This window comes from Micromonospora sp. NPDC048170 (assembly GCF_040652795.1).
GTDB lineage: Bacteria > Actinomycetota > Actinomycetes > Mycobacteriales > Micromonosporaceae > Micromonospora.
In genome coordinates, this window is the sequence record NZ_JBEZMR010000001.1 from 527,622 (window position 1) to 540,719 (window position 13,098).

The following is a 13,098-nucleotide window of genomic DNA, read 5'->3' on the forward strand; positions in this document are numbered from 1 at the left end:
ACGTCCGGCGGCGACCGTGACAGGGTGGGGCCATGCGGGGCGAGATCGACACGACGATGGTGGAGGAACGGCTGCGGGAGCTGGGCGCGCACCTGCGTGGGCCGCGCCGGCTGAAGTCCGACCTGCTGACCGAGGCGCGACACGGGCTGCTGGACGCCGTCGACGCGTACCGGGAGGACGGGCTGCCGGCGGCGGAGGCGCAGCGCCGGGCGGTGGCCGAGTTCGGCTCGCCGTCGCAGCTCGCCCCCGCCTACCAGGCGGAGCTCGCGGCGGGTGCGCTACGGGGGCTGTCGCTGCGGGTCATCGCGCTCGCCACGGTCGCGTTCGTCGCCGGCGACCTCACCTGGCAGGGGTCGGGCTGGAGTGGCTCCCCGCCGCCGGCCGGCTACCAGTTCCTGTCGGCGTCGGTGGGGTGGATCTGGGGCGCGGCGTTCGTGCTGGCCGCGGTCGGCCTGCTGCGGGCCCGCCGGTCGGCGCGGCGCGGCGGTGCCACCGACCGGTGGGTGGGCGCGGCCCTGGCCGGGGTCCTCTCCCTCGGCGTGCTGACCGGCTCGGCACTCTTCGGGTGGTCGATCGGCCTCTGGGAGGCCGCACTCACCTGGCCACCCATGATCATCGGAGTGGTGGTGGCCGCCGCCGGCTATTTCTGGCTCGGCCGGGCCGCCCGCACCTGGCTGCTCGCCACCCGCTGACCCGCGGAGACGACCCCTCAGGCCGGCGCGGCCGGCGGCGCGTCGGTGTCGAGGAACCGGCCGACGGTGGAGCGGAACTCGCGCCACCCGGACCGCTCCCCGGCCAGCGCCCGCCGGCCCTCGTCGGTGAGCTCGTACGTCCGCCGTTCCCGCCCGTTGACGGTGCTCCAGGTGCTGGCCACGTGGCCGGCCCGCTCCAGCCGCCGCAACGCCGGGTAGATGGTGCCGGTCGGCAGGTCGAGCTGACCGTCGCTGCGGTTGCGTAGCGCCTCGATGATCGCGTAGCCGTGCAGCGAGCCCTGTTCGAGCACCGCCAGCAGCAGCGCGTCGAGGTGTCCGTGCAGCGCCTGGGCCTTCATGTGTAGCAACGCTACTTGTCGGTGGCCCGCTCCGCCACCGGGGTGCGGCACCGGTCACCCGGAGTAGCCCATTAGGGTATGTGCCCAGAGTCACTCGTCGGCGGCGGACGCCGGCGGGTGGGCAACCCGAAGCACACGGAGGTCAGCGTGGCCCGTCAGTCGCCCCAACGGCCCGACGCCGACGAGCCCGAGCTCGACGACGCCCCGGCCGAGTCCGACACCGCAACGGTCTCGGCCGAGGCCGCCCGCGCCCTCTGGGACGAGCTGCGGATCGACCCGGTGGAGATCGCGCTGCCCGCTGGCACCGGCTACACGCTGCGGGCGTACCGGCCGGCGCGCGAGCTGACCCCGACCGACGTCGCCGAGCGCGACCAGGACGACCCGTTCCTGGCCCGCCGCCAGGCCGCGGAGGACGACGAGGAGGACGACGAGGCCGTCGTCATCCTCGACGAGGAGGTCGCGCAGGAGTTCGCCGAGAGCGACGAGGAGGAGGCCAAGGGCCGCCGCCGCGACGCGACCGACGACGAGGAGGAGGCCAAGGGCCGCCGCCGCGACGCGACCGACGACGAGGACGCCGAGACCGACGCCGCGGACAAGGACGAGGCGGGCGACGAGGAGGTGCCGGCCTTCCTCAGCCACCGCGGAAAGCTGCTGCTCTTCCAGACTCCTGAGTCGCTGGTCAGTTTCATCCGTTCCGGGGCACCGAACGACCTGTCTCAGCTGGACAGCTGGAATGAATTGTCCGAACGGGTGGAGCCGGCCGACATCGCGCCGCTCGAAGAGGACATCTACGAGCTCGACCTGGTCGTGGAGAATCTCCGCGGCGGGCACGACACCTGGGATCCGACGCTGCTCATCGAGGCCGGTGAGGTGGCCCGCGACCTGGCGTACGCGCTGCGGCTGCCGGCGGTGCTGGACATGCTCTCCGCCGGCTCCAGCCTCGATGACCTGGACGAATCCCTGCGCGCCACGGTCAACGGCGGCGTCGGCGCTTTCTTCGGTCGGCGCCGGCTGAAGAAAATCGGGGCACAAACCGCAAGTTTGGGTTGGCGCACCATTGTCGGCAAGATCTCTGCGGTGGTGGACTGGCGCGACTGACCCTTTACGGGGAGCATCAGTCTCTGGCAGTGAAAGCCTTGTGTCCCGGGAGGAGGACGACGCCGTGGCGCTCGTGCGCGTGTACTGCGGTCTGGCCTCGGCGGATCCGGCCGACCGACCGGCCTCGGCCGGTTCGACGCTGACGTCCGCTGTGGTCGACGACGCAGGCCGTCTGCTGCTCGTCTGCGAGATCGGCGACGACCCCGCTGGCTACGCCCAGCTGGTCGCGCTGCTCGTGGAGCGGTCGGGCGGGCCGAGCGGTGCGGCCATCGCCGCCGACAGCGACGACCACACGGTCACCTCGCTGCTCAGCGCCGCCGGTCGTCCACTGGCGATCGCCGACGACGACTCCGTCGACGACTTCGCCGAGCGGTTCGCCGACGACGACTCCCTGGAGGAGATGCACTCGCCCGCGGCCGAGCGGCGTGCCGTCGGCCTCGCCCGCGCCCTACAGGCCGGCGCCCTCTCCGCCGTCACCCTCCCCACCCCCCGCGACCTCGCCGGCTACAAGCAGGTCCTCGCCGCGCACGCCGCCCTGGCCAGCGGCCGGCACTCCGCCGCCGTCACGCTGCGCGAGGTGCTCCGCGAGCTCTATCCGGCCGCGCTGCGCGCGTACCCGGACCCGGCCGAGCCGGTCTCGTTGGCCGTGCTGGACGCGTTGCCGGAGCCCAGCATGCTGACCGGCGTCGTGGGTCGGGACGGCGACGTCCCGGTCTCCGCCGACGCGGTCGCGGCGCGCCTCGCCGCCGACGGGGTCGCCGACAGCGACGAACTCGCCGACGCGGTGACCGCCCTGCGGGTCGCCGTCAGTGAGACGCCCCGGCGCGCCACCGTGAACCGCGCCCTCACCTCCGCAGTGGCGGAGACCGTGCGGCAGGCCGTCGCCTCCGTCCGGGCCTGCGACGCCGGCTGCCAAGCCCTGGTCGGCGCGCTCAACGACCGGGTCGGCACGCCCGTCGCGCCGGCCCCGGGGCGCCGCGCCGCCACCCGGCACGACGAACCGCTCGGCGACGTGCCCGGCCGCACCCCCGCCGGTGGCCTGTCCGGCCTCACCCCGGCCGGTGGCCTGCGTGCCCTCCGTCCCGCCGAGCCCGAGCAGGCCCCGACCGGCGGGCGCCGGAGCAGGCCGGAGCCCCTCTCCGGTGCGACGCCTCCCCCCGCCCCCCGGCCGCTCGGCCCGCCGCCGGTCGCCCCGACCCCCCTCGCCCCGCCACCGGTCGCCCCGGCGCCGATGACGCCGGCCGCCGTTGCCGGTCCCCCGGTCTCCGCGCCCCCCGCACGCCCGGGGCCGCTGCCGAGCCGGATCGACGGCCCGACCAACCGCCCGGTGTCCGCACCGCCGCCTCCCCCACCGGGCATCACCCCCATCGCCCCGGCACAGCGGGGCACGGTGCCGCCGGCCGAGGCTGGGGAGCCGTTCCGCCCCACCCTGACCACCGCGGCGATCCAGAGCGCCCGCGCCGAGCGCCAGCGCACCGTGATCCCGCCCCGCCCCAAGACCAACGGCGAGTCGACCCCGCCCACGGGCGGCTTCAGCGCCACCGACCTCAGCGTGCCCGTGCCCACGCCACGCCCCGGCCACGAGGCCACCCACCCGGCTGCCCGGGCGGACGCCGCTCCCCCCGGTTCCCGGGCGAACTGGCCGCTGGTCAACAACCCGGAGGACCCGGCCGACAGTTCCGCCACGAACCCGGTCGTCGGCTCCTACGGCGACCGTGGCGGTCGGGGCGTCGACGCCCCGACCGATCCGGGGGCGGAGCGCCGGGTCACCCCGCCCTGGCTGGCCGACGACCTGCCCCAGGAGCCCCCGGTGCTCCGGCTGGTCGAGCCCCCGCCGCTGGCCGACCGCGCGCTGCGTGGCGGGACGGGCCCGGCCGCCGACGCGCAGCCCGAGACGCCCCCGCTGCGGCTGGTCGACCGCGAGGAGGCCGCGCGCAGGGGCCGGCCGGTCCCCCGTGACGAGCGGCCGGGGGCCGACTACCGGCCGGCACCCCCGGTGGAGCGTCGCCCCCCGCCCGTGTCCGACGAGGGCGACGGCGACCTGCTGATCTTCGCCCAGGCCAAGTCCGCCTGGTTCGTCGGGCACGACGACGAGTCCGACCTGGACTGGTCGTCGAAGGCGGACACCGGCTGGCAGGCGGCCGAGCAGGCGGCCCGCCCGGCGGTCGGCGCCGAGACCCCGGCCGGGCTGCCCAAGCGGGTCCCCCAGGCCAACCTCGTTCCCGGTTCCCCGCTGCGGGACGAGCGGCCACTGCGGATCGTCCGCGACGCGGCGAGCCTCGCCGAGAACACCACCGGCTACTTCCGCGGCTGGCGCCGGGGGCAGGAGATCGGCGGGTTCGCGGTCGGTGGCCGGCCCGGTCGGGAGGCCGCCGGCGGCTGGGACTTCACCCGCGACACGGGTGATCGCGACGACGACCGCGAATACGAGTACCGCTCCGCCGGCTACCGCTCCTGACCGCCGGAAAACCGCCTCTCACCTGCGTGTCCATACCCACACCCGGATAATTTGACGCCGGGTCTCGGTGGCCGGGAGCATACCGGCTGAACAGCCGGCGGCAGGGGTCGCCGGGTGGGAAGGCGACTCATGGCGACATCGGCAACCGGCTCCTCCGCACTGACCCGCCGTGGCCTGCTGGCCGCGACGGCGGGCACGTTCCTGCTCAGCGCCTGCGGGCGCGGCGAGGCGGGTCAGGGCGGTCCGGTCAGGACGTCCGTGCCGAGCGGTCAGGAGCTGCGGATCGGGGTCAGCCTGGAGCTGACCGGTCCCGGCGCCGCGCTCGGCGTGCTCCAGCAGCGGGCGCTGGAGATCACCCTGGAGTCGCTCAACGCCAAGGGCGTGCCGGTCGGCAACCTCCGCCGCGCCGTACGGGTGGAGCTGCGGGACAACACCGGCGATCCCGCGCTGGCGGCCCGGCAGGCCACCGAACTAGCCCAGGACGCCGGCGTGCACGCCCTGGTCGGCGGCACCATGGCCGAGACCTCGATGGCGCTGGTCGGGGTCGCGCAGCAGGAGCGGGTGCCGTTCCTCTCCCTCGCCTTCGGCGACGGGATCGTGCTGCCGCTGGCGCAACGGACGTACGTCTACAAGATGACTCCGGACGCCGGCGACATGGCTCGGCGGCTCGCCCGGCTCGTCGCCTCACAGCGGCTGTCCCGGGTGGCGCTGCTGGCCGCTGACGGCCTGCACGGCGACTCCGGCGTACGGGCGATGACCGGGGCCCTGCGCACGGCCCGGGTGACACTGGCCTCCGCCACCCGGCTGCCCCGCACCGGCGAGGACCCCCGCCGGGCGGCCAGGGCGGCGACAGGCTCCCGCCCCGACGCGGTGGTGGTCTGGGCGACCGCCCCGGACTCGGCCGCCGCCGTCGGGGCGCTGCGCCGGGCCGGCTACGACGGGCCGGTGTTCCTCGACGCGGGCGCGGTCGCCGAGCAGACCCTGGAGGGTGAGAACGCTGCCGTCATGGAGGGCGCGTACGCCGTCCATCCGACCTCGCTGGGCGGGGCGATGCTCGCCAACACGACGATGTCGGCGCTGGACCGCAAGGAGTTCATCTACCGCTACGTCCAGCTGCACGGCGGGTTCAACGGCTTCGCCCCGTACGCGTCCGACGCGGTGCAGCTGATCGCCGACGCCGCGCGGCTCGCCACCAGCGTCGACCGTGGACGGATCCGGGCGTTCCTACAGAACCAGGTCACCGAGGGGATGGCGGGGATGTACTCCTTCACCCCCATCCGGCACGGCGGCATGGACCAGGGCTCGCTGGGCATCTACACCGTCAGCGCGGGCGCCTGGGCACGGGTGTCCTGACCCCGTCGGCCCGGCAGCGCCGGAACAGCAGGGCATGGGCGAGCTGGGCCGTGCCCTCGTCCACTCGGAGACGGCAGCGGTGCGGGTGAACTGGCCCGGGCAGCGACGAGCACCCGGTGGCGGCCGAGGCCGTCCACCGGGTGCCCGTCGCGTCGATCAGGCCGGCGTCACGGCGCGCGAGCGCCGCATGGTCAGCACGTACTCGACCAGCGAGATCAGCACGTGCTTCGTCGACTCCCGGTTGCGGGCGTCGCAGGCCACCACCGGCACGTCGCCGGAGATCGCGAGCGCGTCCCGCACGTCCTGCGGGTCGTGGTACTGCATCCCGTCGAAGCAGTTGATGGCCACCAGGTACGGCAGCCGCCGGTGTTCGAAGAAGTCGATCGCCGCGAAGCAGTCGGCCAGCCGACGGGTGTCCACCAGCACGACCGCACCGATCGCGCCGCGGACCAACTCGTCCCACATGAACCAGAACCGGGTCTGACCCGGCGTACCGAACAGGTACAGAATCAGGTCACGATCGATCGAGATGCGGCCGAAGTCCATCGCCACCGTGGTCGTCGTCTTGCCCGGCACCTGCCGGGTGTCGTCGACGCCCACGCCGGCGGAGGTCATGATGGCCTCGGTCGTCAGCGGCGTGATCTCCGAGACCGAGCCGACCAACGTCGTCTTGCCGACGCCGAATCCCCCGGCGATAACGATCTTCGCCGACGTCACGCGCCCACTCGGGGTCGGCGGGCGGTGCGACATGTCAGAGCCTGCGAAGTCCACTCAGCACCCTCTCCAGCAGTTCAGTGCCCACCGCGTCGTCCGAGTCGTCCAGAATGGTCGGCTCGTGGACCGCGACCAGGCCGTCCGTCGCCATGTCGGCGATGAGCACCCGGGCCACACCGAGCGGGAGCTGCATCCGCGCCGCGATCTCGGCGAGCGACTGCACACGTCCATCACACAGCGCGGCGATGTACTGGTGCTCGCGGCCCTGACCGCCGTTGCCAGTGGCAGCGGCGCGGCCGCGCACCGTCGTCTCGACGAGCGCCTCCAGCGCGATGTCGAGGCGCGGGCGGGTACGACCACGGGTCACGGCGTATGGACGGACCAACGCTCCGGTCGGTTCGTCACGATCGGCCATGTCGCCGCTCACCTCCTTCGCACCCGGCACCGGCTCCGGATGGAGCCCGTCGTCGTTGTCGTTGTCGCCCCGCGGACCTCACGGGTCAACAGGTCGTCAGCCCAGCATTCCGGCAGCCGCACGTGGCTGCGGGGTCAGTGCGTCGCCCACCCGGTCGACCAGCAGGGCCATCTCGTAGCCCACCTGTCCCACGTCGCTGCTGCGGGCAGCGAGCACCGCGAACGACGAGCCGTCCGAGATGGACATCAGGAACAGGAAGCCGTTGTCCATCTCCACCACTGTCTGCAGCACCGCGCCTCCCTCGAAGCAGCGGGCCGCCCCCTGGGTGAGGCTGACCAGGCCGGACGCGATCGCGGCCAGCTGATCGGCCCGGTCCCGCGGGAGGTCCCGTGACGACGCGAGGAGCAGCCCGTCCGCGGAGACGGCGACCGCGTGCGCGACACCGGGCACCCGGTCGGCGAAGTTGGCCAGCAGCCAACCGAGATCCTGCGTAGTTGTCATCGTTCTTGCTCCTTCTGCCCGCTCCCGGCCATCGGGCCTGAGCCAGACTGCGAGGATTGCTGCCCTCCCGGAGCCGACTCCGGGTTGGTCGGGTTGCTGTCCGACGGGTTCGTACGTCCCCGTTGCACGCCCCGATGGTAAGCCGAAAGCAGGCCCCGGACACCCTCCGGTGTACGCCGCTGCACCGAGGTGGTGGGCTTCTCCACCGCGCCGGGCACCAACTGTGCCATCGGGGTGCGTTTGGGCAGGCCCGTCGATGTGGTCGCCCCGACGGACACCTCGGTCGCCGCCGAGGCGGCACGCCACCCGTCATCGGCCGCGGTCTGCCAACCGCTGGTCTGCTGCGGCGAGGGGCGACGGTGACCGAAGCTGTCGGCGACGCCGGGGCGGCCACCCCCGTTGACCGTCGGTCCGTTCTCGCGCGGCGCCCCTCCGGCCGCCGGAGTGTCTGCCATCGGTGCGTTACCTGTCGTCCCGGGTGGTGTCGGCTGCACGGCCCGGCCGCCGGCGTCGACCGGGGCGAACTGCTGGGTCGGTGCACCGTTGGTCGGCGTCTTCGCGGCGACCGCCGCCTCCTCCGGCCCCGGGCGGCGGGTACGGAACCAGGCCGACTCGAGCTCCCGGAAGATCGGCAGCTCCATCGTCTCGTCCGCGTACCGCTGCTTCGGGGCCGGCGGCGTGGTCGGCCGCGCCTGCGGGGCGGCCGGGGCCGGCGCCGGAGCCTGGGCTGCCGGGGTCGGCGCGCCGGAGCGCGGCACCCGCGGCAGTTCGGTGGTCATGTCCAGCGCGGCGGCCAGCCGCTCGGGCACGGGCGGGGTCGCGGTGTCACGGTCCGCACCGGCGACCGGCGGCCAGGCCGGCGGCGCCGGCGTGCTGGGACCCGGCGTGCCGGGGGCCTGACGCTGGGGCAGCGGGCTGGTCGGCGGCGCGGAGACCGGCGGGCCGGAGTAGGGCGCGGCCGAGACCGGCGGACCGGAGTACGGCGCGGCCGAGACCGGCTGGCCGGAGTACGGGTGGCCGGATACCGGAGACGCCGAGACCGGCATGCCGGAGACCGGCGGGCCGGACACCGGCGGCGCGGAGTAGGGCACCGGCGGCGTCGACACCGGCGGGCCCGCGTAGGGCACGGGCGGCGCGGAGACCGGCGGGCCGGAGTACGGCCGGGCGTCGGGGGTGCTGGGCAGCTGCCGCGGGGCGCCCTGCTGGCCGGCGGAGTCCTGGTCGTCGGCGGACCGCCGCTGCGGCAGCGGGTCGACCGACTGGCCGTTCGACGGGCGGGGCCGGAAGGCCTCGCCGCCGTTGAACCCGCTGGCACCGGTCAGGTCCGACCAGGCCGGCATGGACCGCGCCGCGCCGGCCGACGCCGGCGTGCCGGCCCCGTTGCGCGGTGCCGGGTCGAACGGCCGGCCGCCGAGGGTCACCTGGTTGCCGGACTCTCCGGGGCGCTGCGTGGGCAGCGGGCTGGCCGGGCCGTTGCCGAGCGCCGGCAACGCGCCGAATGCCGGGGCCGGGCCGGACGACTGCGGGGCGGGCGTCGGCAGCGCGGGCGACTGCGGGCGGCCGGAGAGCGTCCGGGGCACGAGCACCGAGGTCGGCATGACCACCTCGGCGACGGTCCCCCGGTCGGTGCCGGGTCGCAGCTCGACCTTGACGCCGTGCCGGGACGCCAGCCGGGCGACCACGACCAGGCCCATCATCCGTGAGACTGCCACGTCCACCTGCGGTGGCGTGGCGAGCCGCTCGTTGAGGTCGTGGAGCTGGTCGGAGCTGATCCCGATGCCCTGGTCCTCCACGTAGAGCGACGCGCGGTCGCCGACGCGCCGGGCCTCCACCATGACGTGCGAGTCCGGCGGCGAGAAGGCGGTGGCGTTGTCGAACAGCTCGGCGACCAGGTGGACCATGTCGTTGACGGCGTGCGCCGCGACCTCGATGTCCCGGTCGATCACCCCGAACTCGATCCGGGTGTAGTGCTCGACCTCGGACTGACCCGCCCGGAGCACGTCGATCAGCGCGGCCGGCTCCCGCTGCACGCGGGTGGAGTCGGCGCCGGCGAGCACCAGGAGGTTCTCGTCGTTACGGCGCATCCGGGTCGCCAGGTGGTCGAGCTGGAACAGTTCGGCCAGCCGGTCCGGGTCCTCCTCGCCGCGCTCCAGCCGGTCGAGGTGACCGATCAGGCGGTCGACCAGGATCTGCGACCGGCGGGCCAGGTTGACGAACATCGTCGCGACGGACGCGCGCAGGGCGGCCTGCTCGGCGGCGGTGCGGACGGCCTCCAGGTGGACCGCGTTGAACGCCTCGGTCACCTGGCCGAACTCGTCCTTGCTGCGCACCGGCAGCGGCTCGGCGATCTGGCTGGCGAGCTGCGCCGGGGAGAGCTGCCCGGTGACCTGGGGGTCGCGCAGCCGGGCCACCGCCTGGGGCAGGCCGTACTGCGCGATGGAGAGGGCGCCCTGGCGCAGGTCGCGCAGGGAGCGGGCCATCGAGCGGGCGACCAGGTAGGCGAAGAGGATCGCCAGGAGCAGCATGCTGAGCAGCAGGCCGGTCTCCAGGAACACCTGGCGCTGCACGTCCGAGCGCAGGTCGTCGGCGACCGCGACCACGTCACGGTCGATCTTCGCCTCGACGGTACGGATCAGCTTGGCGTTGGCCACCATGGCCGCGTCCCACTGGTCCGCGTCGAACGGGGCGCCGGTAAGGCTGTCGGCGGTGGTGATGCCGTTGAGCCAACTGTTGTAGGTGTTCGCCTCGCGCAGGTCGGGGCCGGCGACCACCTGGGCGTAGTACTCCTGCTCGGGCTGGCTGGCCACCACCTGGAAGCTCTGCAACCACTGGCTGGAGCCGGTGCTGGTGGCGATGTACTCGTTGCGCAGGTTCGGGGTGAGCCGCTGCTGGATGAACGCCCGGTGCACCACGTCCCGGCGCCGGGACAGGAACTCCTTGTTCCGGGCGGTGGCCGTCGACGCGCGCATCTTGTCGCTCAGCTCGTTGTCACCGGCGAGCTGGGTGGCCGAGTCGCGGATGCTGATCAGGTCGTCGATCAGGCCGTCGTACGCCTGCATGGCCGGAACGAGCCCGAGCTTGCCGTTGAAGACCTGACTGCGGGTGCCGGGCAGGTCGGTCAGCGTCTGGTCGATCTCGCCCAGCAGGGTGTCGAAGTTGGCCGGGAGGTCCTCGACCTCGGCCCGCTGTTGCAGGTACGACCCCTTGGCCTTGTCGACGCGGGTGTTGGCCTGCTCGTACGCCTGCTTGTATCGGGCGTTGTCCTGGCCGCGCGGCACCCCCAGCAGGCGCAGTGCGTTGGTGCGCTCGTTCTGGAGGGTGTCGACCAGGTCGCCCGAGTGGCCGACGAGGTTGGCCAGGTCGCCGGCCCGGTTGGCGTTGTTGAGGGTCTCCAGGTGGTCCACCAGACCACTGGTGCCCACGACCACCGTGGCGATGGTCGGCACGATCATGATGAGACCGAGCTTGGACCAGATCGGCATGTCGCGGAGCCGACCGGTCGGCCGACGCAGACGCGACATGAAGGAGCCCGACGCATGTGGCCGTTTGCTCACGTCACCCGCCCTCGCGATTCCTGGACTGCGTTGCCCCTGGGCAACACCCAGCGACCGACCATGCGGGTCGGACCATCCGAGATTCCATCACGCCACCCCTGAAAGAGAAAGCCCAGGCTGACCGCAGCCGGAGGTGTGATGAGATGTTGATGCAATTTTGCTAGCAATCCGTCTGGCCGGAGTCACTGAAGGTAATGAAGCACCCTCATCGCGTTGTCCTGCTCGCCGGACCTTCCGGATCCGGAAAGTCGTACGTAGCGCAGCGAACCGGCCTTCCGGTCCTCTGCCTGGACGACTTCTACAAGGACGGTGACGACCCCACGTTGCCGCGACAGAACGGCGCGGTGGACTGGGAGTCACCGCGTTCCTGGGACGCCATGGCGGCCGTGGAGACGATTGCCCGCCTGGCCAGGGAGGGCAGGGCCGATGTGCCGGTCTACGCCATCGATGAGGACCGCCGGGTGACCACCCGGCCATTCGACGTCGCCGATTCGCCACTTTTCGTGGCCGAAGGGATCTTCGCAGCCGAGATCGTCGAGGAGTGCCGTCGACGCGGGGTCCTCGCCGGGGCGTACGCCCTGCGGCGGCCCCGGGGGGCGACCTTCGTCCGGCGGCTGGCCCGCGACCTGGCCGAACAACGCAAGGCGCCCCGGGTGCTGGTGCGCCGGGGCCTGGCGCTGCTGCGCGCCGAGCCGGCGGTGCTGCGGAGGCAGACGGGCCTGGGCGCCGAGGCGGCCCGCGCGGGCGAGGTGCTGCGCGGGGTGGCCGGCCTGCTCGCCGGCCACCCGCACCGGTCCTGACCGCGACGCCGCCACAGTGCGGCGGCGTCGCGGTCAGCCCAGCAGCTTGCCGTACGCCGGCTTGATCACCTCGTCGATGATCTTCAACCGTTCGTCGAAGGGGATGAAGGCGCTCTTCATGGCGTTGATGGTGAACCACTGGAACTCCTTCCAGCCGTAGCCGAAGGCGTCCGCCAGCAGGGCCATCTCCCGCGACATCGACGTGCCGCTCATCAGCCGGTTGTCGGTGTTCACCGTGACCCGGAACCGCAGGTCCCGCAGCAGCCCGATCGGGTGGTCGGCGATCGAGGCGGCGGCGCCGGTCTGGACGTTCGAGGACGGGCAGAGCTCCAGCGGGATCCGCTTGTCCCGCACGTACGCGGCCAGCCGGCCGAGCACCGGCTCCGGACCGGGTGTGATGTCGTCCACGATCCGCACCCCGTGGCCGAGCCGGTCCGCCCCGCACCACTGGATCGCCTGCCAGATCGACGGCAGGCCGAACGCCTCGCCCGCGTGGATGGTGAAGTGGAAGTTCTCGCGCTGGAGGTATTCGAAGGCGTCCAGGTGCCGGGTGGGCGGGAAGCCCGCCTCGGCTCCGGCGATGTCGAAGCCGACCACCCCGGCGTCCCGGTGCCGGACGGCCAGCTCGGCGATCTCCTGCGACCGGGCGGCGTGCCGCATCGCGGTGAGCAGGGTGCCGACCCGGATCTGCCGGCCTGCCTCGGCCGCCAGCGCGGTGCCCTCGACGAAGCCGGCCAGCACCGCCTCGACCACCTCGTCCAGGGTCAGGTCCCGCTCCAGGTGCTGCTCGGGGGCGAACCGCACCTCGGCGTAGACCACCCCGTCGGCGGCCAGGTCCTGGGCGCACTCCCGGGCCACCCGTCGCAGTGACGACGCCGTCTGCATGACGGCGACGGTGTGCGCGAACGTCTCCAGGTAGCGCTCCAGGGAACCGGAGTTGGCCGCCTCGACGAACCACCGGCCCAGCGCCTCGGGGTCGGTGGTGGGCAGCTCGTGACCCACCTCGGCGGCCAGCTCGACGATCGTCGCCGGCCGCAGGCCGCCGTCGAGGTGATCGTGCAGCAGCGCCTTCGGGACCTTGACGATGTCCTCGTAACGGATTGTCGCGACCATGCACAGACCCTAGTCGGCCCCGCCGGGCCTGCCGACGGGAC

Annotated in this window: 11 protein-coding genes; 5 read left to right on the plus strand and 6 right to left on the minus strand. The window is 73.6% G+C overall.

All coding sequences use genetic code 11. From position 1 onward, the window contains the following. Positions 1 to 32: 32 nt before the first annotated feature. Positions 33 to 692 (plus strand): permease prefix domain 1-containing protein, encoded by a 660-nt coding sequence (locus AB0D32_RS02300; protein ID WP_357083498.1) that lies wholly within the window; start codon positions 33 to 35, stop codon positions 690 to 692. A gap of 17 nt (positions 693 to 709) precedes the next feature. Here AB0D32_RS02300 and AB0D32_RS02305 read toward each other — a convergent pair whose 3' ends face one another. After that, positions 710 to 1,051, minus strand: coding sequence for a helix-turn-helix transcriptional regulator (locus AB0D32_RS02305; RefSeq protein ID WP_357083501.1), 342 nt, complete (start codon positions 1,049 to 1,051; stop codon positions 710 to 712). A gap of 117 nt (positions 1,052 to 1,168) precedes the next feature. Between AB0D32_RS02305 and AB0D32_RS02310 the strand changes: the two genes are divergently transcribed. The 3 genes from AB0D32_RS02310 to AB0D32_RS02320 all read left to right on the plus strand — a co-directional run bounded on the left by AB0D32_RS02310 (position 1,169) and on the right by AB0D32_RS02320 (position 5,960). Next, positions 1,169 to 2,149: a DNA primase gene (locus tag AB0D32_RS02310; protein ID WP_357083504.1), complete on the plus strand. Its 981-nt coding sequence runs from the start codon at positions 1,169 to 1,171 to the stop codon at positions 2,147 to 2,149. A gap of 40 nt (positions 2,150 to 2,189) precedes the next feature. Beyond that, positions 2,190 to 4,607: a transposase gene (locus AB0D32_RS02315; protein WP_357083507.1), complete on the plus strand. Its 2,418-nt coding sequence runs from the start codon at positions 2,190 to 2,192 to the stop codon at positions 4,605 to 4,607. A 129-nt stretch (positions 4,608 to 4,736) separates the two neighbouring features. Further along, complete coding sequence (locus AB0D32_RS02320) at positions 4,737 to 5,960, plus strand: ABC transporter substrate-binding protein (RefSeq protein WP_357083510.1); 1,224 nt, start codon at positions 4,737 to 4,739, stop codon at positions 5,958 to 5,960. A 156-nt stretch (positions 5,961 to 6,116) separates the two neighbouring features. Here the strand turns inward: AB0D32_RS02320 and AB0D32_RS02325 are convergent, their stop codons facing one another. From AB0D32_RS02325 to AB0D32_RS02340, 4 genes are all read right to left on the minus strand, one after another. Then, positions 6,117 to 6,710 carry an ATP/GTP-binding protein gene (locus AB0D32_RS02325; protein ID WP_357083513.1) on the minus strand — a complete coding sequence of 198 codons (594 nt, stop codon included), beginning with the start codon at positions 6,708 to 6,710 and terminating at the stop codon, positions 6,117 to 6,119. Between the two features lies 1 nt (position 6,711). Continuing rightward, positions 6,712 to 7,089 (minus strand): DUF742 domain-containing protein, encoded by a 378-nt coding sequence (locus AB0D32_RS02330; RefSeq protein ID WP_091634396.1) that lies wholly within the window; start codon positions 7,087 to 7,089, stop codon positions 6,712 to 6,714. Positions 7,090 to 7,185: 96 nt separating this feature from the next. Continuing rightward, entirely contained in the window at positions 7,186 to 7,590 is a 405-nt protein-coding gene (locus AB0D32_RS02335) for a roadblock/LC7 domain-containing protein (protein WP_007455462.1), read from the minus strand. Then, positions 7,587 to 11,144, minus strand: coding sequence for a nitrate- and nitrite sensing domain-containing protein (locus AB0D32_RS02340; RefSeq protein WP_357083518.1), 3,558 nt, complete (start codon positions 11,142 to 11,144; stop codon positions 7,587 to 7,589). Before AB0D32_RS02340 ends, AB0D32_RS02335 begins: the two co-directional genes overlap by 4 nt. A 194-nt stretch (positions 11,145 to 11,338) precedes the next feature. Here AB0D32_RS02340 and AB0D32_RS02345 point away from each other — a divergent pair, with 194 nt between their 5' ends. Further along, positions 11,339 to 11,944 (plus strand): ATP-binding protein, encoded by a 606-nt coding sequence (locus AB0D32_RS02345; RefSeq protein WP_357083520.1) that lies wholly within the window; start codon positions 11,339 to 11,341, stop codon positions 11,942 to 11,944. Between the two features lie 33 nt (positions 11,945 to 11,977). Here the strand turns inward: AB0D32_RS02345 and AB0D32_RS02350 are convergent, their stop codons facing one another. After that, a complete protein-coding gene (locus tag AB0D32_RS02350) occupies positions 11,978 to 13,057 on the minus strand; it encodes an adenosine deaminase (RefSeq protein WP_357083523.1) in 1,080 nt (359 codons plus the stop codon). Positions 13,058 to 13,098 lie beyond the last annotated feature (41 nt).

Excerpts from the sequence above, each read along its gene's own strand:
- AB0D32_RS02330 (WP_091634396.1), bottom strand. The coding sequence starts at position 7,089 with ATGGCCGATCGTGACGAACCGACCGGAGCGTTGGTCCGTCCATACGCC.
- AB0D32_RS02325 (WP_357083513.1), bottom strand. The coding sequence starts at position 6,710 with ATGTCGCACCGCCCGCCGACCCCGAGTGGGCGCGTGACGTCGGCGAAG.
- AB0D32_RS02320 (WP_357083510.1), top strand. The coding sequence starts at position 4,737 with ATGGCGACATCGGCAACCGGCTCCTCCGCACTGACCCGCCGTGGCCTG.
- AB0D32_RS02345 (WP_357083520.1), top strand. The coding sequence starts at position 11,339 with ATGAAGCACCCTCATCGCGTTGTCCTGCTCGCCGGACCTTCCGGATCC.
- AB0D32_RS02305 (WP_357083501.1), bottom strand. The coding sequence starts at position 1,051 with ATGAAGGCCCAGGCGCTGCACGGACACCTCGACGCGCTGCTGCTGGCG.
- AB0D32_RS02300 (WP_357083498.1), top strand. The coding sequence starts at position 33 with ATGCGGGGCGAGATCGACACGACGATGGTGGAGGAACGGCTGCGGGAG.
- AB0D32_RS02335 (WP_007455462.1), bottom strand. The coding sequence starts at position 7,590 with ATGACAACTACGCAGGATCTCGGTTGGCTGCTGGCCAACTTCGCCGAC.
- AB0D32_RS02350 (WP_357083523.1), bottom strand. The coding sequence starts at position 13,057 with ATGGTCGCGACAATCCGTTACGAGGACATCGTCAAGGTCCCGAAGGCG.